7 protein-coding genes are annotated in these 22,771 nt (G+C 65.6%); 3 read left to right on the top strand and 4 right to left on the bottom strand.

Annotated elements, in window-relative coordinates; genetic code table 11:
* Nucleotides 1–166: 166 nt before the first annotated feature.
* Nucleotides 167–13,450 (bottom strand): filamentous hemagglutinin family protein, encoded by a 13,284-nt coding sequence (locus JQ507_08145; GenBank protein ID QRI71433.1) that lies wholly within the window; start codon nucleotides 13,448–13,450, stop codon nucleotides 167–169.
* A gap of 278 nt (nucleotides 13,451–13,728) precedes the next feature.
* Entirely contained in the window at nucleotides 13,729–14,232 is a 504-nt protein-coding gene (locus JQ507_08140; protein QRI71432.1) for a hypothetical protein, read from the bottom strand.
* Nucleotides 14,233–14,592: 360 nt separating this feature from the next.
* On the opposite strand from JQ507_08140, the gene JQ507_08135 reads away from it, so the two are divergent.
* Genes JQ507_08135 through JQ507_08125 form a run of 3 tightly spaced genes read left to right on the top strand, consistent with a single transcriptional unit; the run spans nucleotide 14,593 to nucleotide 19,872 of the window.
* Nucleotides 14,593–16,740 carry a hypothetical protein gene (locus JQ507_08135; GenBank protein QRI71431.1) on the top strand — a complete coding sequence of 716 codons (2,148 nt, stop codon included), beginning with the start codon at nucleotides 14,593–14,595 and terminating at the stop codon, nucleotides 16,738–16,740.
* On the top strand, nucleotides 16,730–19,123 hold the full coding sequence (gspD, locus tag JQ507_08130; protein ID QRI71430.1) for a type II secretion system secretin GspD: 2,394 nt from the start codon (nucleotides 16,730–16,732) through the stop codon (nucleotides 19,121–19,123). The genes JQ507_08135 and gspD overlap by 11 nt, the downstream gene beginning before the upstream one ends.
* Before the next feature lie 20 nt (nucleotides 19,124–19,143).
* Complete coding sequence (locus JQ507_08125; GenBank protein ID QRI71429.1) at nucleotides 19,144–19,872, top strand: hypothetical protein; 729 nt, start codon at nucleotides 19,144–19,146, stop codon at nucleotides 19,870–19,872.
* A gap of 65 nt (nucleotides 19,873–19,937) precedes the next feature.
* Here the strand turns inward: JQ507_08125 and gspG are convergent, their stop codons facing one another.
* Nucleotides 19,938–20,429: a type II secretion system major pseudopilin GspG gene (gspG, locus tag JQ507_08120; protein QRI73251.1), complete on the bottom strand. Its 492-nt coding sequence runs from the start codon at nucleotides 20,427–20,429 to the stop codon at nucleotides 19,938–19,940.
* Between the two features lie 173 nt (nucleotides 20,430–20,602).
* Nucleotides 20,603–22,537 carry a substrate-binding domain-containing protein gene (locus JQ507_08115; GenBank protein QRI71428.1) on the bottom strand — a complete coding sequence of 645 codons (1,935 nt, stop codon included), beginning with the start codon at nucleotides 22,535–22,537 and terminating at the stop codon, nucleotides 20,603–20,605.
* Nucleotides 22,538–22,771: the final 234 nt, after the last annotated feature.

Below are 22,771 nucleotides of genomic sequence, written 5' to 3'. Positions count from 1 at the left end.
GTCATTGCGAGCCACCCGGTCGGCGCGAAGCGCCGCCGGATGACAGGCTCCGCGAAGCAATCCATCCGTCCACACGCGCGGAACCATGGGTTGCTTCGTCGCTTCGCTCCTCGCAATGACGAGGTTGCATGCATTCACTGGCCTTCACCGTGAGGCCAACGACAGGCTACGGCTGCTGCCGGCGGTGCTCGTCGTCGCTGCCGTTCTGCTTCTGGCTGTCGCCACTGCCGCTGCTACCGGCCGGCGTCGCGTCGTCGCCACCGCCGCCATAGCCCAGCACCTCGACGATCACGACCGAAGGCTGGTCGTTGGGCTTGTTCTGCGCCGGCTGGCCGGACTGCTGGGTCGCCGCCGCCGCGTTGTTGGTGACTCCGGCCAGCGCCGTGTTCGCGGATGGTGGGGCTGTGAGCCCTGTCTCCGTGCCGGTGGCCTGCGCGTTGTACCCGTTCTGGACGACCGGCGCCACGAAAATGAGATCATGACCGCGAACGCCCGCCGCGCCGAGATCGATGGTGCCGCGGGGCGCGACCAGGGTGACGTTGCTCTTGGTCGGATCCTGTCCGGGCAGCGTGACCAGCGCGGCGATGCCGGCGCCGGTGACCAGCCCCTGCGGATTGATGTAACAATAGCCGCCGAGGGTGCAGATCTCGCCGAGCGCAGGGCTCGAGACATAGGTCTTCGGTCCCGCGCCGGCGCTGATGTCGCCATTGGCGGTGAACAGGCCGATGTCACCACCCTGCTGGGTCATGATGCGGCTCTGGTTGACCAGGATCGAGGCGTCGGCGAAGGCACGGATGGCGCCGCCGCCGAGGGTCAGAATGCCTTCCTGGCTTGGGCTCAAGGTATCGAGCGAGGAATGGCCGACGGTGATGCCGCCGCCCGGCCCGAGGATGTTGACGTCGCCGCCCATCTGGGTCTCCAGCACGGAGGCCGCGACATTGAACCTGCCGGTCGCGATCTTCGGCGCGGCCTTGCCGGCGACGCTCAGGCTGTTGTCGGTGTAGCCGTAGCCGGCCGGGAACAGCGTGGAGATCGCCGTATAGGCTCGGGCGTTCTGGCCGAAATAAGGGCTATCCGGATTCTTGAAGTCCTTGCCTACCTGGATCAGGAAATCGAGGAAGGCGCGGTTGACGAGCAGCTGCTGCCGCGCCTGCGGCAGGCCCTTGAAAGTGGCCCAGGCCTGATCGCGCGGCTGGCCGAGCACGGCGGCGATATCGGTGAGGAAGTCGATACCGCCGGTGCCGGCCTGCGCCGGATCGACGTAGTTGGCGATCGCCGCGGCATAGTTGATGCCGGGCTTCACGCCGAACAGCAGATCGAGCTCGGCTCCCTTGGACGGCAAATAAGGCTTGAGAGGATTATTGGGAAGAGCACTAGCGAATGCGCCGCCGGCCGCGCTGCCGTTGCCGATCGTCGCGATGCCGCGTGTCGACGAGTCGGACGGCGAGAACGGACCTAGATCATGCCCGGCCTCCAGCACGAAGGTGCCGGGGCCGTAGAGGAGATAGGAGCCGCCGACCAGATCGTTGCCGGCGACGATGCTGGTGATATCGGTCGCATTGTTGTTCTGGCCGAGGAAATTAAGGCTGTTGCCGCCCAGCGGTGTGCCATTGCTGGTCGTCGAGACGCCGCCGCCCGGGGCCCGCCCCGCGTAGATGTTGTGGCCGGCCTCGATCCGCGCCGGCTTGATCAGGGTCACGCTGGCGGCAAGAGTGCTGACGGGATCAACGCCATAGATATCCTTGCCGGCCGCGATGACGGCCGGCACGGGATCGTTGGCATGCAGCGCCTGGGTCAGCGTGGGCCACGGAGTTCCGAGGAGATTGATAGAGTTACCGGCCAAGTTGACGAAGGTGTCATTTGAGCCGATATATCGCGTGAAGCGGCTATCGATATCTAGCATCGCGAGGCCGGCTCCGAGGCTAATTGAACCGGCTGCGACAAGATTGATCGTGCCCGTGTTGCTCGGCAGCAGATTGCTGACGTCCGTTTTGCTGAGGGTCAGATTTCCGTTAAGTGCTATCAGATCGAACGTGGCGGGAAGCAGCAGACCGACGGTCGCAGGGTCTGCCTGACCGCCGATCTGAACACCGCCCGCGTTGTGCACAAAAAGTCCTGGGATCGAATTCACCGACACAGTCGGGCCTGTCACATCGCCGGTGAGGCTCGTCAGCGAAACGCCGCTGCCTGGGCCATAGCTAGTGAAATAGTTGCTCCAAGCGGCGTTGCCATTGCTCCGAGCATCCGGCGATGCTCCAGGCAAAAATCGCGTCGGGTCGGCTTGGATCCCAAGATTGACTGGCAATGCGGCGGGATCGTAGACGTTGCCGAGCGTCACCGAACCTCGCGCGGCCAAACTGATGAAGCCGTCCTGCACCGCCAGCAACAAGGGCAGCGGGTAGGTGCCGGCGACGGAGTTCGCGGCGAGTGTAACTCCGAGCGTCGGCAGGCCCTGGTTCAACGGATTGCTGCTGGTGGCCTGGACTGAGCCACCCACCCGGATCAGGCCGGCACCGCGGCCAACCAGGAAATCGCTGCTCAGGAGGTTGCCGCCGGCGGTTACGCTGAGATTGCCACCGCCGAAATAGGTGATCTTTGGCGGATTGGCCGAGGTAAAACCGCCGCCGACCACGAGCGTCTCCGGCAACGACGCGCCGACATCGATGATATCGGCGCCCGCCGAAAGCGCGATGTTGCCGCCGCCCAGCGCGCCGAAGCCTTGGAAGAAGGTGGCGTAATTGACCCAAGCCGCCGTCTGGCAGGCAACAGAGCCCGAGGCCGCGCATGCCGCGAACGGCGTCGACGTGCCGTTTGAGAGGCCGTAATGGACATACCAGTCGCTCCACATCTGGCCGGCCGGCCCGCCCTGCACGCCGAACCGGCTGCCGTTGGAATCGATCGGCATCTCGATGCCGATGATCGAGCCGCCAGCGCTGATGGTGACTGCCCCGCCGCCCGTTGCCCAAGTCGGCGTGCTGACAAGCCCGTTCGGATTGAAACCGTAACCGATAGATAGCGTCGGTGCATTGAAATCTGCGGGCGTGGCCGTGGCGGCGCCCGCCGTGTAGACCGCGCCCGGAGCCACCTGGTCGCGCAGTTCGACATTGCCGGCCGCAGCGATGGTGATGGAGCCGGTGCCCGTGCGCACGACCGTCGGAATGTAGATGGTGCCGGCACCTGCAAGGTTTGGCTCGGTGTTCAGATAGGAGGTGTGGCCATCGATGGTGACCTTGCCCGTCACCGTCGGCGGCAACGACGACAAGGCGGTCACCGCGTTGGGATCAACCGATGGCGTATTGCCGATGAAAGCCGCGCCGGCAACGATATCGTAGGAGAAGCTCCCCTTGCCGCTCACCGCCGCCGACATCAATTGCGACGCCGCGGTGGTGTTGAAGACGACGATGGGGTTTCCACCAGGCGGGTTGTAGATCGTCGGATTGTTCGCGATCCGGTCGGCGGGAGGTGTCGGATCTCCCGAAGGCGCGTATGTCCCCTGCAGGGTGGTATAGGCCGGCGGCGCCGCCGGCGGCGTCACCGCGATAGCCGCAAGGATTCCGTCGGCGACGTCGATTCCGGCCGCATGGTCCAGGGCTCCCAGCAAATTCGGTTGGCTGACGAAATTGTTCAACTTGCCCTTATTGTTGTTCACCAGATTGGTATTGATGACGCTGAGGAAGTATGCCGTCCACTTAGTGGCATAGTCCTGCGCCCCGGTGACCACGTTGCCGGTCCCCGAATTGTACAACAACTTTCCGATGCCGTTGGTCAGATTGTAATATTGTGTCCTTGTGGTTGGTGCCGCCGGGATCGCGTTGATTGACGGCTTCACGTGATTGTCAGACAGCGTGTTGGTGTACGCCACGAAGTCTGCGTAGGACAGCACGATGCCGCCGCGCGCCGAAACGCCCGTCATCGATGCGTTGATCCCATTGACGTTGACCCCGACCAGCTCGGTCTCGTAGGCGCGGAACATCCTCAGGTACTGGGAATAGTACAGATTGTACTGATCGATCACCGCCGGATTGCTGGAGCTTATGACAGTCGGCTGCACCAGCTTGAACTGCAGTGCGAGCGCGTTATAGGCGGCAGCCGACAGACCGAAGAACGCGGCGCTGGGCGAGGCCGTGGGCGATGACGGGCCCGACCACGAGCCGTTGGTCTTCACCAGATAGTCGACGATGCCGCTTGAATTGTACTGCAGGACGCCGTTCTGGAACATGCCGAGATAGGAGCTGTAGAGGCTCGAATTGATCTCGCTGGCGTAGAGCGCGGACGCGTCCCCGCCGCGCGGCGTGTAGTTGACGAAGAAGCCGTCGGTCACCGTCGCGTTGATGTTGACGTTGTTCTTCGCCTGCAGAACCAGCGATCCGGGCTCGCCGCCGGTCGCGGTGCGGTACACCAGCGAGACATGGCCGGACGCGTCGACGCTGCCCGCGCCCAGATTCCAGTTGCTGGCGACCGTGATGTTGCCGTTGTTGATGTTGAGGCTCGGATTGATCAGATCGATCTCCGGCCGCGCGTGCATGTTGGCGAAGCTCGCGCTGCCGCCCGCCGGCGTCACGGCCAGGTTCTGGACGAAGCCCGCCAGCGTGTTCTGATAGAAGCTGACGTGATCGGCATTCGGCGCCGAGACGATGAATACCGTACCGGTCGCCTGCGGCGTCGGCGCGACGATCGTCTTGCCGTTCTGATCGGTGCCCGGCAGCGGATTGCCGGCGGCGTCGAACCATCCGGCCGGATCGATGATGCCGTCAAAGTGCCGTGCACCGGTCGAGCTGTCGGTGGTGCTCCACACCGCGTAGGGATTGAGCACGACACCCTTGCCGATCGGGTTGCCGTTGGCATCGAGCACGCCGCGGACGGTGCCGCGGAAATCGACATTGACGGTGTTGTTGGTGAGGATCGGCGCCCGGATGATGACCGCACCGCCGGAGTTGTTGATGTTCGGCCCGCCCGGGCCACCGCTGACGTCGAATATGGCCCCCGGGGCGACGCTGATCGCGCCCGAGGTCGTCATGTTCTGGTAGCCATAGGTGGCGTTGACGGCGCCGCCGGCGTCGGGCGTGCCGGTGGTGCCCAGCGTGATGGTACCGCCGGTCTGCACCAGGCTGGCCGTGGCGTAGGCCGGGTCGGATGGATTGCCTGCGGCGTAGGACGCATTGAGGACGGCGCTGCTGCCGATACTGACGCCGCCGGTGGTGACGCCGCCCGCGGTGACGCCGGCGCCATAGAGCGAGATCTGGCCGCCGCTCGGCCCGCTCGCATCGATGGTGCCGTTGACGATCACGCTGCCGTTGTTGGCAACCAGCAGGACCTTGCCGGAGCTGAGCGTCTGGCCGGCATCGATGCGGATGTCGCCATTGCCGAGGCGCACCGTGAAGCCGCCGGAGAATGCCGAGAGCGGCAGGCCGGTCGCTCCATTGAGGGTTCCCGCCTGCAGCGTGAAATTGCCGCCGAGATCCTTGAACGCAGCGCTACCGTCGAGGGTGCCGTTGAGCGTCGCGCTGTTTGCAGCCAGGATCGACACCGATCCGGCAAAGCCGCGGCCTGCCCCGGCAACACTGACGGTGGCACCCTGCCCGACAATCACATTGCCGGTCGTCGACGCGAGTTGCACGTCGCCGCCGGGTGCATCCTGGACCACGTCGAGGATCGCAATGCGCGAGCCGGACGCATTGATGAGCGCGCCGCTACCCAGCACGACGTCGCCGGCGGTCGCGGTCAGGCTGACCTTGCCGGACAGCGCCTGGATCGTCGCGCTATCGGTGATCGACCCGCCGGCGATGGCGAGAGCGCCGCCGATATTGCTGGCGACACTCGCCGGCTTGTTACCTGCGGCGGTGAGCAGGCTGACATTGCCCAGCGTGCTCAGCGATTGCGTCGCCCCGCTGTTGACCACGATCGCCGGGGCGGACAGCACCATGTTCGCGGCGCCCGCGCCACCGCCCGAGAACGTCACGGTCGGCAGGCTCGAATAGCCGGTGCCGGCATTGGTCAGCGCCAGTCCGGTGACGGCGCCGCCGGACACGGTGGCGGTCGCCGTCGTGCCGGTTCCGCTGATCTTGATGGTCGGAGTGCTCAGGTAACCGTCACCCGCATTGGTCAGGTTGATTCCCGTCACATTGACGAGAACCTGCGCCGCCGTGGCCACGCCTCCGCCGCCGGAGAAGGAGAAGGTGGGCATGCTGGTGTAGCCGGTGCCCGGATTGGTGATGGTCACGCCGACCACGCCCAGCGCCGCGGTCAACTGGGCGCTGCCATCCCCCGTGGCGCTGTTGACGGAGATGGAGTCGACAGAACCGGGGAAGCCGGAGCCGGACGAGGTGAGCTTGACGCCGGTGACCGCACCGTTGGCATCGACGATGGCGGTCCCGGTCGCCGTGACCGGGTTGCCGTTACTGTCGGTTCCGGAGACCGTGACCGGATCGCCGTTGCTGTAGCCCGAACCGCCACTGACGACGGCGAAGCTGACCACGCCGAGCAACGCGGTGCCCTGGGCGCCGGATCCTCCGCCGCCCGAGATGGTCACGGTCGGGACTCCGGTATAGCCGGTGCCGGGGTTCGAGATCGTGACGCCGCCGACATTGAACGCCAGCGCCGCAGCCGCAATCGATCCGGTATCGAGTGTGCCGTTGCCGCTGAACGCGATCGCCTTGCCGGCGTTGAAATTGATCTGGCTGAAGCCGCCGAGATGCTTGGCGCCGACGTCCTCGGTGATGACCTGCGACGCATTGAGCGTGAGGGTGCCGCCGGCGCCGGTGATGCCGACCCCGGTCGCGCCACTGGTGTTGGCGAGATCGATGTTGGTGGCGTTGACCGTGGTGTTGCCACCCTGGCTGAAGAGCCCGGCGCCATCGAAGGTCAGCGTGCCGATCGGATGCGCAGCATCGCCGATCTGCAATCCGTTGGCGTCGTACAGATTGATCGCGGTCGCGCTGCGCAGCCGGACCGAGACGGCATCGTTGAAATTCGCGAGGATGGTAGAATTCAACACAATGCCGGTGCTGCCGCCGCCGATGTTGATGACCGATCCGGCGATGTCGTAATTCCTGGCATTCAGGATGGCGTCGGAGGCGAGCGTGCCGCTGCCGCTGGTGTCGAGCGTCAGCGCATTGCCGCCATCGATGATCGCGCCGGCGCCGATCGAGAAGGCGCCCAGCGGAACCTTGCTGCTCGGCGGCGGACCGCTGCCGGCATATTGCCCGGGAACATAGATTCGGCTGACCGTCACCGTGTCGCCATTCGAAACCCGCAGCAGCGCACCGTCGCCGCTGGCAAACACATAGCTGCCATCGGACTGTTTGACCGGCAGCGAGCCGATCGTGATGTTACGGTCGGTGCCGCCGGGCACCGCGCCGACCGCCCTGACGACGCTGCCGTCACCGATGACAAGGCCCCTGCCGGTGACAAGAGCTCCGTCGCCGGCGAGCGAGACAAGAAGCAGCTCGGGCCCGGTCAACGGATGCGCCGCGTCGGTCAGGACCTCGAGATTGAGCGCGCTGGCGGTGATGTTCTGCACGCCGTTGATGACTTGAGCGGTGCCGCCGATCAGCACCGAGGACGCCCCGAGCCCGCTGATCTGGTCGGCATCGAGAACGAGGTAGTTGTTCGCGTCCGTGCAGCCGGCGGCGCTTCCTCCAACGCAGTCGCCGGCCGGCACCGCTCTGTCGGAAGCGAGGACCAGGATGTTCTTGCCGCTGATCTGCACCTGGCCACCGCCGCCGACGAGGCCTGGCGCCAGATCGCTGGTGCCGGGCGCAAACCGGTTGGTGCCGGCAAGATTGAGCGAATTGGTTGCGCCGAGCACCAGCACGCCGCCATCGATCGGCAGCGGCGGCGGAGCATTTCCTGCCGCAAGCGCCTGGTTGCGGAAGTAGGTTGTTCCCGAGGTAATGTCGATGCGCGAATACTGCGACCAGACCGATTGCGACTGCAGCTGGAATACGGCGGATTGCGACGAACGCGCGCCGGTCAATTGATTGCCGAACGTGCCGGTGACATATCGCGAGCCGTCCGAGCTCGAGGTACCGGCGACCGCATTCGGATTGACGTTGTTTGCAACCTGGACGACGCGGTAGGCGCCGGGCAGCGTTGCGTACATTCCCGGCAGCAGCGTGTAGGTGCCGGCAGGGATGCCGCTGCCGGCACCGATGGTCACCGACTGGCCCGGCGCGATCCCATTCGCGAACGGCTGCACGCTTCCCGCAGGGGCGCCATTCGTACTGTTGCCGGCTGGTACCACCAGGCCGGAAGAGTATGGCGCGAAGGCGAAGTTGGGATCGTAGGCGGCAACGCCGGCCGAGTAGGTCGGGACCAGCGCATAGATCTGGCGACCGTCAGCATAGGTCGGTATGGCGCTGCCATTCGCAGGGTTCTGCTGGTAAGTCGTCAGCACGTTGCGGCTGCCGCCGGTGCCTGCGACAAACTCCGTCGCATAGATATCGCCGCCGCCGCTGAGGTCGAGCAAGGCGCCCGACTGGGTCGCCACGTTCGTACCGAACAGGTCGATCGACTTGCTCGGCGGCGCGGCCAGCACTGGCACGCCCTGATTGGTAGAAGCGCCCTGATACCAGGTGGTGCCGTCGACGGTGTAGCCATCCGGCACGACCAGACCGGCTGCCGACACGGAGGTCAGGCTGCCCGCTGCCAGCGTCACGCTCGCCGTCGGCGTGAAGGTCCCCGAGGCGAAGGTGACGTGCCCCTCGTTGGCAATCGCGTTGATGAATTGGGCCGGGACGTCGCTGCTGGTCCGCACGCCCAGGATGATGTTGCCGAGCGGCGCCCACAGCGTGCCGCCCTGCACGATGTTCTGTGCACTGATCACAATGCTTCCGCCCGCCGAAAGCGGCGGCGTCGGAATGCCGTTCTGTGCGATCGTGATCGCGCCCGACGCGCCGGTCGACATCAGGAGGAACGCGGTGTTGCTGACCGGGTAGATCTCGGCCGCGCGCAGCGTGAGATTGCCGGGAACCAGCAGCGCTCCACCGAACGTCGTCTCTCCCGCGCCAAAGCTGCCGTCGACGAAACCATAATATTGCGGCAGCAACCGGATGGCGCCCGCGCTGGTGAGGTTGACGCTGCCGGCGTTGTCGAGCCCGATGCCGCGCTCGAGGTCGATCCATTGAGCCGTCACGTTCAACGTGCCGGCGCCGGCAGTCGGGACGATCGACTGGGCACTGGGCACGAGTCCGACCAAGCGAACGTAGCCGGCGTTCAGATTGACGACCGACCCGTCCGCGATCGCGATGTGTCCGGCACGCGCGTTAAGGGTCAGGGCGCCGGGAATCCTGACATTGACCGAGCCGCCGAACGCAATGGTTTGAGCATTGAGCGTCACGGAATCGAAGCCGCTGTTGCTCAGCGTATCGGCCCCGATGAATGCACCCGCTGTCGCCGACGCGCCCAAAGCCGGCAGGTTCGCTGCGACCACGCCGGGCTGCTGCACCGTGATGATGTCCGGCGCCGGCGGAGCGCCCTTCGCGGTGTCATTGACGACGCCGATGGTCAGGCTGCCGCCGGTCGCAAGCGGTGCTCCGCCCGCCGCATCGACGGACCCGGCAAAATAGACCGTCCTGCCGGACAGCTGCAGACTGCCGCCGTTGCTCCAGGCCGCCTGCCCGACGACGTGCGGTCCGAAACCAGCCTGCGGCAACTGGATCAGGTTGCTTTCCGCGGTCACCGCCGCACCCTGCAGATTGAACTGCGCGCCGGGCTCCGCCACCACGCTGGTCGCCAACAGCGAGATGGTGCCGGCGTCGCGCACTGTGCCCGTCGAATAGGCGGTCACCTGCGGATTGGGCACGAACACGCCGCTCACATCGAGCACGGCGGTCGCACCGATGCGCACCTCCGTACCCGTTGCATTGATGCTGCCCGCTGGCACGACGATGTTGCCGCGAATAGCGGCCGTCGCAACCGCATTCAGTGCGACCGTGGCCAGCGGATCGGTGACGATGGCGGCGCCACGATCGACCAGCACATTAGTCCCGCCCAGCGTCAGGCTGACCGGTTTGCGCAAGCCATCGGGCACCAGTCCCAGGGACGCGAAGTCGCGCACCCGCGCGCCGGTCGGAATCTTCACCTCGCGGCCGGAGAGCACGGCGCTCGGCTGCTTCTGCAGCAGCAGCTGCGTGCCCGCGGTCACGGTGACCCCGCCAGAAATATCGGTCAGGGTGTACTGGGAGAATCCGCCGCTGGTGAAGAACGAAGGCGGCAGAACCACCCGACCGGCCTTCGCGTCCGATACGGCCATGCCCGCGACAGGGATTCCGCTTTGGAGGGCGACGGCGTTTGCCGTATTCGTGGAAACATACGACGTCACATCCGCGGTCGCGCCGTCGACCGCAATGGTCGAGGCCTGCAATGTCAGCGTACCGCCGCCATCGAAGCCGCCTGCGTAGACGGTGCCGCCAAGCAGCACATTGGCCTGGTTGGGATAGTTGACGGTGCCATCCGGATTGGTGCCGTGCGGGAGGACGTTGAAGTCGGCAGGGCTTTCATTGCTACCAAGATTACCGGAGAAGGCGCCGGTGTAGAGGGATAGGGTCAAGCTACCACCCTTGCCGACCGGCAAGCCATCGGACCCGATCTTGACCTTGCCGGTCGTATCGACATAACCGCCGCCGGACAGGTCGATGACGCTGCCAGGCGAGAGCACGATGCTTTGAGTGACGTCGACGAAGGCGCCGTCACCTCTGCTCGGCCCGTTGCTGGCTGAGAGAGTTGAGATACTCACGCTGCCGCCGTTGACGTAAGCGCGTCCCTCGAGCTGATCCGCCGACAAGCCTGTGTCGTTAACCCAGCGCCCGCGCACGTCGAGCACCGCATGCGGCCCGATGACCAGGGCCGGAACCGGCGGCTGCGCCGGCTGAAACTTGACGGGATAGGTGAAGCCGGTAAGGCTGAGCTGGCCGGCGGGCGCACTGAGTGTGCCGTCAATCGTGGCGACGTTGTCCAGCGTGATGCTGCCACCAGGCCGCACCGACAGAACGGCATTCGTTGTCATGTCTAGCCGATGCGCGCCCGTGATCGAGACGGCCCCGAGCGATGCATTGGAGAGGAGGTCGGTGAAGATCGGGAACAGGCCGTTGACGAGCGTAGGCGACCAGCTCGACGCGTTGGCAAAGTTCAAGCCGCCGAGACCGTACGGATCCGCCCCGGCAGCGGCCTGCGACGTGAGCACCAAATTGTTCGGGTTGCCGGTGCCCGTCGGATTCGCGAACGTGATGCTCAGCGACGCACCCTTCGGCATCTGGTCGGCGGACGAGAGATTCGACGATCCCGCCAGCGCGCGTTGCCGGCTGCCCGCCACCACGTTGCCGATGATGTCGTTGACGATCGGATTGACGGCCGCGACCGTGACCGAGCCGGCATTGGCGCCGGTGATGTAGCTCGCCTCATAATGCGAATTGCTGCTGCCGCCCCAGGGGCTGAGATAGATCTCAGTCAGCTTGGTATCGACGACGCCATTGACCTTGTGCAGGACCGTGAAGCCGCCGCCGACGCCTACATAGGCAATGGTGGGATCGGCGCGGCCGATGTCGTAGACGCGCCCGTCGGCACCCAGCAGGCGCGTCGTGCTGATCAAGCCGCCGGTGTATTGCACATAGCCGGCCGACACGTTGATGGTCGCGCCCGGCTGCTGCACGACATTCTTTCCTGATGTCGAGAAGCTGCCGCCAGCCGTGAGGATCTGGTCTATGCTTTGCGGGATCAGCCCGACATAGCCGGCCGCGTTGAGCAGCGGCGAGCCGACCCATTTCACACCGTCGGCACGCGTGCCGCCGAGGCGCGCATCGATGGTCACGGTCTTGCCGATCAGGGCCTGGGCGAGCGGGCTGTCGGCGACCTCCGCCGCGGTGACGAGGATGCTGATCTGATTGATCGACATCGGCAGCGTGACCCCGGTGATGCCGGAGAGATCGATGGTGCTGCCCTTCTCGAGCAGGACCGTGCCGGCAACACTGTCGGCGCCGATCGTCAGCGCGGCGCCCGGCGCCTTGATCATGGCACCGGCGGCACCCGCGCCGGTGCCCTGCACATCGACGCTGCCAACCGCCGTTATGCTGAGCTGCGGCTGCAGCACCGTTTGGAAATACGGCGCGTTGCTGGCGCCGTTCGCTGATGTCGGTGTGTTGAGCGTCGCGGTCGGCAGGGTTCCGCTGGTCTCGTCCGGCAGGATCGACGTGAGGCTCGCCGACCCCAGCACGATATTGCCGTCGGCACCGGACGCGCAGCCGCTTTGCACGCAGGCCGTGTTCATGTTGATCGAGCCGGTGCGGGTGGTCGAGGTGGTCGCGACGATGCCACCGAGCTGGTTGATCGATCCGCCCGACAGCGTGACCGCGCCGGAATTGGACGTCAGCAGGCCGGAAGCCTGATTCGTTACCACGCCTCCATTGGCCAGCACCCGCATCGCGGTCTGGACGCCGACTGCGGTCGACAGCGGCGTTACCAGGGTGACGGAGCTGTCCGACGCCAGGATGATCTGGCCGTTCCTGGTGGTGATCGCACCGGCATTGCTGACGCCGCCGTCGCCGAGCAGCGCGACGTAGCCACCATCGCCATTCGCGCTCAGCTTGCCGGTTGTGTCGATGATCGCACCCGGCTGGACCGTGACCTTTCCGCTGCCGCTGCCCACGTTGAAGATCGCAGCACCCGAAGCCGTATTGGGAGGGACAACACTGACCGGCACGTTGCCGAGCTGCGAGAACAGCCCGCTTTGCAGGAATCCCTTATAATTGCTGCCGCTGAGCTGCGACGGCAGATCCAGCGTCGAGGCGATCAAGGTGTGCACATTGATCTGGCTGGTGCCGCCGAAGATGATGCCGTTCTGGTTGATCAGGTAGACCGCGCCGTCGGCCCTGATCGTTCCCAGAATCTGGCTCGGCACGCCGGCCGACGCAATCCTGTTGAGCGCGGCCCAGTTCGCGTTGCCCTGCTGGTTGAAATTGACGGTCGTGCCGCTGCCGACATTGAACGACTGCCAATTCAACACCGCCTGGGGCTGAGTCTGGTTGATATTGACCGTGGTCTGGCCGCCGCTGCTGGTCTGCGTCGGCGTGGCGGCACCGACCCAGTTGGTGACGGGATTGGCGACGCCGGGCGCGGCCAGGCCGCTGTTCGGCACCAGGCCGCCGGCATTGAGGCCGTTCGGCACTGCGCTCGGCGCGCTCGCTGCCAACCCGCGCGCGACGCTCTGGGCCGCCTGCAATGCCTGGATCGCCTGCGCGGCGCGTGCCATCGACGCTTGCGAGTTCTGCGCGGCCTGCTGCGCCTGCTGTGCGGCATCCTGCGCCGCGCTGATCGCCGCCTGCGTGGCCGCGCTGCTGACGCCACCCCAGGCGCCGAACGGGCGCGCCGCCGCGGGCGAGCTCATTGCGATCGCGATCGAACTTGCACCTGCGAGCAACAGGCCACGGCGCGAGATCGAGCGAGGGAGCGAATGCATGCGGGCCTTCCAATGCAGCAGACGATGCGAACGATCGTGACGCAACGAGGCACCGGCCAGCCTGCGATCAGTTGGCCCGATGCCGACATCTCAGTGAAAAGCGCGCAACCCTGCTGGCGCAGCCGCCCGCGAGCGGACACGCCCGACAGTTCGGGACGCCTCTCTGATCTTAAGACAGTTTGAGACGAGCTAACGCGAAGCGATTTCGCAAAAAAGTTTTAACCCTGCGGTGGAACTCAACCTCGGCGCGAACCGGCCAGTTCAAAAACACCGTCGCGTCAATTGGTTGGCGATGCTGCTCTGGACTGCCGGAGCGGCCGCTCGGCGGGCTTCGGCGGCTTCGCCGCGCCGGTGAACAGGGCGAAATCCACCGAGCGTTCCCCCTGTTTGAGCACAAGCCGGCGCGGCTCGATCCGCTCGACCTTCCAGCCGCTCACGTCGTCACCGGTGCGTACGCGCATCACTTTGTCGCCTTTGCTCGCGGCACGGATCGCGGCACGACCGTCGCCATTCTCGCTGACAATGCCGAGCACCACCACGCTCGGCGGCGGCGGTGGCGGTGGCGCTTCCTGCCGCGCCACCGGCGCGACCGGCTTGGCCGGCGGACGCCGCGCCGGCGAGAACAGCGGCTTGTCGATGGTCGCGCTCAACTGTTGCAAGGGCTGGACTTCGACCGGATTGTTGACGACGACCTCGCCGCCTGCCGCAAGTTCCGCAGCGCGCGCAAACAATGCGCAAAGACAAAGCCCGGCAACCATCAACATTTGCACTGCGATCGACATCTGTCGGCTGTCCCTAGGTCTGAGCTGGTTGTTTTCTGCTCGCACCTGTCCGCGTGCACCGGATCGTCATCACCGCGTGCAACAATCAACCTGCGCCAGGAGCGCCTGCGTTGCAAGGCTTCTCGTTACTAGGCAACGCGTTGTGTCGCGCATCGCAGCGTGTATGCGTCAAATCTGTGAAAGTGAATCACAGCCGGACATTGTCGCCATGCGCGTCATGCGCGAGCTGTTGTTACGACGGCGTCATCCAAGCCCCACACACTCCAGGCGTGTAGCAGGCGGCAACTTGCCGGCGCTGCCGCTTTGCATCGACGCCTAAAAGCCGTCGAGACGAAACACCGGTATCAAAGACGTGGCGTCATGCGTTCGAGTCGCATCCGTGCCGGCCTCATGCCGCTGCTGCTCGGCGCGCTGTTCCTGGCGCTGGATTGTGTCGTGACGTGCAGCACCGGATCCGCGCAGGCGCTCGCGGCATGCGAGTTGCGCTCGCGCGGCGGCGTGATCAAGCACGTCGTGCAGATCGAGCTCGACAATGTTCACCTGCGCCGCGACGACCCCAACGTGCCGTCGGATCTCGAGCAGATGCCGCATTTGCGCGACTTCATCACGCGCGACGGAATCATCGGAAGCAATCATCAGACCTCGCCGCTTGCCGAGACCGCGACTGACGCGCTCACGATCCTGACCGGTCTGCATGGCGACCGGATGGGCGTTGCAACCGGCAACAGCAATGCTGCGTTCCGCAGCGACGGCAGCATAGGCTTCGCCAGCGCCTTCGCCTACTGGACCGCGACCAGCAGCGATGGCAAGCCGCTGATGTTGGCCGACACCGGCAAGACCGTGCCCGCACCGTGGGTGCCGTTCACGGCCGCCGGCTGCGACGTCGGCGCGTTCGCAACGACCGGCCTGACACTGCAGGAGATCGGCCCCGAGATCGCGGCAACGCTCGGCCCCTCCGAAGCCCGCGCCGCTGCCGGCGATCCGCTCAAGGGGCGGGCCGATTTCCTTGGCATTGCGATCCATTGCGCTCGCGGCAGCGCATTATGCAGCAACGCCAACGCACGTTCGGATCTGCTGCCCGATGAGCCGGGCGGCTACGCCGGCTTCAGCGCGTTGTTCGGCAACCGCAATGTGCAGCCGGTAATCTCGCCGGACGGCCCGGTCAGGGATCTTGACGGCGATATCATCGACGACGACGCAGGTCACCCGGGCTTTCCCGGTGCGTCAGCGACAACGGCCGCACAATCGCTCGGCTATGCCGCGGCGATGCTGGAGGCCGGCGTGCCGGTGGTCTATGTCGGAATCGGCGATGGGCATCGGCCGCCCACCACGCGCCGGCGCGCCCTCGGCCCCGGAGAGCACGACCATGTCGCTAGGCTCGCCGCCGACGATGCCGCCTTCAGGAGCTTTATCGACCGGCTGGGCGCAAGCGGGATCACCACGCGCAATACGCTGTTCGTCGTCGTGCCCACGGGTAATGACCGTTTTGTCGGCGGGCCGCCCAGCCCGCCAGGGTGCGACGGCCTTGCGGTGCCTTGCAGCTACCGGCCGATCGGCGCGATCGGCATCGCCATCGATCGGCTGCTCGCGACCGAGCGCCACAACGTGACCACGTTCGATGTTCAGGTCGGCAACGCGCCGCCGTTCTACATCCGCGGCAATCCGCTCCCCGCCGATCCGCTGACACGCACGCTCGCGCAGGATGTCGGCAGGCTTGCCGTCGTCAACCCGGTCACCGGCAACACCGATCGCCTGACGTCGATGGTCGCGGACCGCGCGCAGATGCAGCTCATGCACATGGTGACCGCAAGCCCGGCGCGCACGCCGCATGTCATCATGTTCGCAGACCCCGATTACATCGTCAGGACGGCCGGCAGCCGCGCCGACTGTACGCAACCGCCGGCCTGCGTTGCGGTCAATCCCGACACGGCGTGGGTACGCGGCGACATCGCGCAGATTCTCGGCGGCAGCTGGTTCGGCATGGCTGGGCCGGGGATCGCGCACCGCGGCGAGACACCCGACATCCTCTCGCACCACGCGGACCTGCGGCCCACCCTGCTGGCGGTGCTGGGTCTGACCGACCGCTACACCCACGACGGCGTCGTGCTTGGAGATGCGCTTGAGCCGAGCGCGCTGCCGGCTGAGCTCGCAGACGATCGCGAGACCTATGTGTATCTGGCGCGTGCCGCCAAGACGATCAACGATCCGCTTGGCCAGCTCGGACGCAACAGCCTTGCCCTTGCGACCCAGGCCATCACGGGCGGCGATGTCGGTTATCAACGTTATCTCGACATGATGGCCGCGATCACGACCAGACGCGATGCCCTGACACGCGAGATCAACACGCAACTCGATGGCGCTGCTTTCGGGCATCGGCCAATCAATCCGTCCTACGCCCGCGTACTGATCGGTCGCGCCGGGGCATTGGTCAACGAGGTCGAGGACCTCGCCGGCAGCAGCCTGGCCCCCGCCGATCGTCCCTGGAAGGCAGCAAGCGATGCGCATTGACAACCGAACTGCCGGCGACACCGAACCATCGGCGCAGAGCGGGCAACAGAGACTCGGCGTGCGGCACCCTCGCAAGGCGTTGATCGCCACATGTCTTGCGCTCGCCGGCCTGCTCGGCGGCTGCATGATGGACAAGAGCATCGACTTGCCCGGACGCGACCAGGTTACCGATCCGATCCGCGATGCCGACCTGCGGGCGCGCTGGAACGGCCCGGTCGGCGGAACGTCCGGCGCAGCGGCCTCCGCGCGCACGCAACCCATGGTGTTTCCCGGCGCCGATCAGGATCTCGCTGCACCGCCGACGCAGCGCGACGCCGTCACGGCGACGACGACGCGCTTCGCGAGCGCCGTTGACGGCGACGTCGCTACCGAGAGCGGCGGCATCGAGCTGAACTTCGACAACGCCGATATTCCGACCGTGGCGAAATCCGTCATCGGCGACAGCCTCGGAATGAACTATATCGTCGACCCGCGCGTGCAGGGCACGATCACGCTGGCCTCCGCGCAACGGATTCCGCGCAAAGACGTGCTGCCGATCTTCGAGAGCGTGCTGCGAATGTCGAATGCGGCGCTGCTGCGCGAAGACAATCTGATCCGCATCGTGCCGCTGCCGGAGGCCGCGGGCGCCGGCGTCTCTGTCGTCGGTGCGGGACAGCCCGGCTATGGCGTCTCGATCGTACCACTGCGTTTCGTCTCTGCCGCGGCCATCGGCAAGACGGCGGAGAGCTTCCTGTCGCGGCCCGGCGCCGTTCGCGTCGATCAAGCCCGCAACGTGTTGTTGATCCAGGGTACCGCCTCCGAGCGACAGGCGGCGCTTGGCGTCATCGGCACGCTTGATGTGGAGTGGCTGCGCAATCAGTCGGTCGGGCTCTATCCGCTGAAGTCGACCGCGCCCGAGACCATGATCCGCGAGCTCGAGAAGGTCTTCGACACCGCCGACGGCGGACAGGGACAGGGCGTGATCAAGTTTCAGCCGGTGTCGCGCATGAACGCCGTGCTGGCGGTGAGCAAGAACAGCAAGGTGCTGGAGCGCGCCACCCAATGGGTGCGGCGGCTGGATCGTTCCGACCCCACCGGCACGACGGTGCGGGTCTACAGCCTGCGCTTCGGCAACGCGCGCAGCATTGCCCGCATCCTCAACGAGATGTTCGTCGGCCGCAATTCGCAATCGGCCAGTGACAGCCAGACCAGTGCGACCGCGCCCGGTCAGAGCGGAACGACGTCGCGCATCGACTCGCTCGGTGCCGGCACCCTCAGCAGCAGCAACAATCCGACGACGTCGCCGCAGGGCGGCACCCAGAACTCGGGCGGCACCAACGGCAACGCGGCCCAGGTCGGATTCTCCGATCGCAAGGACGACGACCAGGATATGCCGGGGGCGGGCGGCGGCGGAACGGGGCTGGGTTCGCTGCCGCGCGGCGTGTTTCAGAACGTTCGCGTCACTGCCGACAAATCGACCAACGCCATCATGGTCTATTCGAACCAGGAAGATTATCAGGTGATCGAGCGGGCGATCGAGTCGCTCGATCGCCCGCGGCTGCAGGTCGCCGTCGATGCGATGGTCGCCGAGGTCACGCTCACGGACCAGCTGCAATATGGCGTGCAGGCCTATCTGACCAGCGCCAACGCCGGCGCCGGCCCTGACAAGGGATCGGTCGGCCTGTTCAGCGCCGCGCAATCCGCCGCGCAGACCGCCCTGCTCGCGCGCGTGCTGCCCGGCTTCAACCTGTTGCTCGGTGCCGAGGCCAATCCGAAGCTGGTCCTCAGCGCGCTGTCCAATCTCACCACCGTCAAGGTGTTGTCGGCTCCGTCGCTCGTGGTCGCCGACAACGAGCCGGCGATCCTCGAGGTCGGTGACCAGGTGCCGATCTCGACTGGCAGCACCGTCACCGGCCTCAATGTGGTCAGCAGCATCAGCCGCCAGAACACCGGCATCATCTTGAAGGTGCTGCCGCACGTGCATCCGAATGGATCGATCGAGCTCGAAATCGAGCAGGAGGTCTCCAATGTCGTCAATCCGGCCGGCGCGAGCGCCCAGAACCTGACGCCGACCATCTCGCAGCGGCGGATCCACTCGACGGTCGGCACCAGCAGCGGCCAGACCGTGCTGCTTGGCGGCCTCATCAAGGAGGACGACGAGCGCTCGGTGGCCGGACTGCCCGGCCTCAACCAGATCAAATATCTCGGCGACCTGCTGAGCCAGAAGAGCGACACCAAGCTCCGCTCGGAGATCATCGTGTTCGTCACGACGAAGCTCGTGCGCAACGGCCACGATGCCCAGGTGGTCGCCGAGGAATTCCGCGAGCGCCTCGACAGCATGCGGCGCGCACCGTCGACCTTCGATGTGCCGGGCGCGGCACGGCCGGCCGTCGCGCGCAAATGACGCTGCGGCCGCCGATGGCGATGGTCTTATCCATTCTCCAGGTGCTGGGTGCAGCCATCTTCAGCACCGCCGCAATCGCGGCCGAGCTGAGCAGCGTGAGCTTGAAGGGCGACATCACGATTGTCGCACTCAGCGGCGACGTCGCCCAAGGCGACACCGAGGCTGCGGAAGCCCTGATCAAGGCCGCCAACGACGGCAACCGCCTGATCTCCGCGGTGAGGCTCGACTCGCCAGGCGGCAGCCTCGCCGAGGCGATCAAGCTCGCCGGGCTGATCCGCCGGGCCAAGCTGCCGACGATCGTTGCGGCCGGGTCGCGTTGTGCGTCGGCCTGCTTCATCGTGTTCGCGGCGGGAAACGAGAAGTTCGCGAGCTATGAGGCCGCGATCGGCGTCCACGGCGTGTCCGACAAATTCGGCCATGAGACGGCGCAAACCGAAGAGGCGACGATTGCCATGGCCCGTGTCGCCAGCGGGTTCGGCGTGCCGCCCCGCATCATCGGACAGATGGTGGCAACGCACGCCCACGAGATCGCGTGGCTGACGCCCGACGATCTGCGCGCCATGGGCGCGATCATGACCGATCGGCCGCGACGCCACGCGCCGCCGCCGACGTCGCCGGACGATCGATGGCTTGCTGGGCTTGGGAATCAGCCGGAGGACGCAGCGACGAGGTCGCAAGCGGCCGATCAGCCCGCGCACGAGGCCGCCGGAAGATCCGGGCAGCATGTCCTGCCTCGACAAGGAAGGTAAGGCAGAGGCGACCTGCTCGGAAAGGCTCGCCCAACAACTCGATATGCCGCTGATCGCAGCAACATTCACTCGTTGCTGGCGGCGCTCGTCAGCTTGTCCAACGAGATGTCGCCGGCGGTCCCGCTGCCACCCTCCTGACCATCGGAGCCATAGGAGAGAATATCGTAGGCATCGCGTTCGCCGGGCGCCCGATAGATATAGGGATGACTCCACGGATCATTTGGAACCACGCCGCCCTTGAGATAAGGACCGTTCCAGTTGGGCGCGCCAGACGTTCGCTGCACCAGCGCCGTGAGCCCCTCTGCAGTCGTCGGGTAACGACCGGTATCGAGCTGGAACAGGTCGAGCGCGCTCGCAAAGCTCCGCATCTGGATCTTGGCGGCCTTGACCTTCGATTCACTCAGGTAGCTCAGCACGCGCGGGCCGACCAATCCCATGATCAGGCCGATGATGGCGATGACGACCAGCATCTCGACAAGCGTGAATCCCCGCTCGCCCTGCCGCGTCTTGTGTCGCTCGAGACGCCCGGAAACAAGGATGGAATTTTGCTTCGACATCACTGTTCGTCCAATACTGTTCGTCCCATGAGCGGCAAGGCAAGGATCGTCACCAGACTTTCGACGCTCTGGGGTAGTTCCGGGCGCCTCGATTGAGGCGCCCGGCCTTGTCATGTGCTCGACACCATCTCGGTACAGCGCAATCGCGATTGCGCCGTCCACAATGCGCCGATTTACTTGGCGCCGCCGCTGGCGCCGTTGGCCACGTTCAAGCAGCCGTTCGTCTGGGTAGCGGCAGCCGCGCTGATGGCGGTCGGCAGCGTGCCCCAGTACTGCTTCTTGATGTTCTGCGCATAGCTGACCGGCACCGCGTGGAAGCCGGCATTCTCGATCACCGCCGAGACGTCCGGATCGAAGTTCGGATCGGTCGAGTCGGCACCGGCAACGTAGGTGGTCAGGAAGTTGACCAGGTTGGTTTGGCGGTTGGCGTCGGCCTGGACGTTGTAGCAGCTGTACAGGTCGAGGAACGTCGTGCCGCTGAGCGGATAGGCGTTCAGCTTGTTGGTGAGCGGCAACACCGGCAGGCCGGTGACGGTCACGCCCGACTGGGTGACAGCGCCGAACACGTTGGCGTAGATGTTGTAGTCGTTCCAGGTCCAGGTCGTGGAGGGCGTCTTGAGCCTCGTGTCAGCCCACGCGGCAGCGGCGCCATCCGGTGTCGGTGCGATAAATGTCAAGCTCGCCGGCTGAGTCGCTGGCGACACTCCGTGGCTCGGAACATAGGTGCCGGCACTGCGCAGCTGCTCGTTCGACAGAGCCGCCGAGCGCGGCGCAGCGATGGTCCCAACCTGTGTGGTGTAGGGCTGGGTGAAGTCGGCGCTGATGTATCCGATACGGCCGGCCTTGCTGCTGTCGGTGCTGATCGCAGATGCCACGCCTCCGCTGCCTTGCGCGCTGATCCAGGCGTTCGTCGCCGTCGTGTTGTTCCAGCCTCCCGCGCCACGGACCGCAGCGATGCGGGTGATCAGGTTCGAGAAACTGGTGCTCGGCAGGGTTGTGGTGTTGAAGATCGACTGGTAACCGTACGCACCGGTGGAATCGAGCAGCGGGCAGACGGCCTTGAGATAGTTGGTCAGGATGAAGCTCGTGCCGCTGCCATCGCCGCGGTACACGATCTTGATCGGCAAGGACGAGCTCGTGTAGCGTTGTGCCGCGCCTGTGTTGTCGATGTTGGTGTAGTCGAAGGCCGCGAGCACTTGGCCGCCGGCGTTGTTGAGGTACGGGATCTTGCCGACGGTGATGTCGTTCCAGTCGGTCACGAGGCCGGTAAAGATCGCGCACAGCTGCGCGGTCGAGAGCTGGATGGCCGCGCCCTGGTTGGCCTGGGTGCCCGGCGTGGCGCCGGTGCCGGCGACCGCCGAGTAGACGGTCATCGAGCTGGTGTTGACGCCGATCGCGACGTTGACTTCGAAAGCCGGGATCTGGATCGGATTGCCGAACACCGTGGCGTTGTAGGCGACCGAAGCCGTCGAGGTGCTGTTCAGCGTGATCTGGGTCAGCGCGCCGCCGGTGGTGGTCCAGCTCTGCGTCGGGTTGAAGCTGACCGACGACGTGGTCAGCGTCGTGGACGTACCAACGAAGGCCAGCGGCGAATCCGACAGGCCGATGTCGACGCGCGGATAGGGATAGCTGCCGAACTGGGTCGCCGGGCTTCCCGGATTGGCGAGGTCGATCGTCGCGGGCTGGTTCGCGGGCAGCGGCGTGTTGATCGAGATGTTGGCCGACGGGTTCGGCGTGACCGTGCCGTTGTACCACTGCTGCGGATCGTTGGTGATGAAGCCGCGCACGCCGTTGCCGCTGCCGACGCCGGCATACATGCCTTGTATCGGCAGGCTCGTCAGCGTGCAGGTGGTCGGCAGCTTGCCCGGCGCCGGGAAGCTCGGGTCGAACGCGAAGCCGTCGGGATAGGCGGTGCCGAAGCCGACGTTGGCGCCCATGTAGCAGTCGAAGATCTGGCGGAAGGCTTCCGAGGCGAGCGTGCTGCCGCCCGTGTAGATGCCGGCAGTGGCGGTGGAGGCCTGCGCGTTCGCGGGCGTGATGCTCGAGGACGCGAGCAGGGCGAGCACCGAAGCGGTGCCGAGCATGTATTTGGACGATTGCATTTTCATTGCGCTGTTCCTGTGGGGTTGATCACCACCGGCACACATCGTCATCGCGTCGTCACGAGAGTGCAAAGTAATCTTCAAGCAAGAAGAAGTTTACTTTCTACCTAACCAAGATTTATTGGAATAAATCTATGATTAGGCAAGCACCTCTGCCGTCGACGTCATGTCTCCGTCGCCGATGATTGACTTCACGTCTGATAGACAATTCGACGATTGGGATCGCGCAGGGATTATTTT

Origin of the sequence: Bradyrhizobium sp. PSBB068, from assembly GCA_016839165.1 — a bacterium.
Classification (GTDB): Bacteria; Pseudomonadota; Alphaproteobacteria; order Rhizobiales; family Xanthobacteraceae; genus Bradyrhizobium.
The sequence above is the reverse complement of the archived record's forward strand: the minus strand, read 5'-3'. Positions and strand labels throughout refer to the sequence as shown.

What these genes read in the sequence shown, in the direction of transcription:
- JQ507_08135 (QRI71431.1), top strand. Translation starts at nt 14,593, where the DNA reads ATGCGTTCGAGTCGCATCCGTGCCGGCCTCATGCCGCTGCTGCTCGGC.
- gspD (QRI71430.1), top strand. Translation starts at nt 16,730, where the DNA reads ATGCGCATTGACAACCGAACTGCCGGCGACACCGAACCATCGGCGCAG.
- JQ507_08125 (QRI71429.1), top strand. Translation starts at nt 19,144, where the DNA reads ATGGTCTTATCCATTCTCCAGGTGCTGGGTGCAGCCATCTTCAGCACC.
- JQ507_08115 (QRI71428.1), bottom strand. Translation starts at nt 22,537, where the DNA reads ATGAAAATGCAATCGTCCAAATACATGCTCGGCACCGCTTCGGTGCTC.
- gspG (QRI73251.1), bottom strand. Translation starts at nt 20,429, where the DNA reads ATGTCGAAGCAAAATTCCATCCTTGTTTCCGGGCGTCTCGAGCGACAC.
- JQ507_08140 (QRI71432.1), bottom strand. Translation starts at nt 14,232, where the DNA reads ATGTCGATCGCAGTGCAAATGTTGATGGTTGCCGGGCTTTGTCTTTGC.
- JQ507_08145 (QRI71433.1), bottom strand. Translation starts at nt 13,450, where the DNA reads ATGCATTCGCTCCCTCGCTCGATCTCGCGCCGTGGCCTGTTGCTCGCA.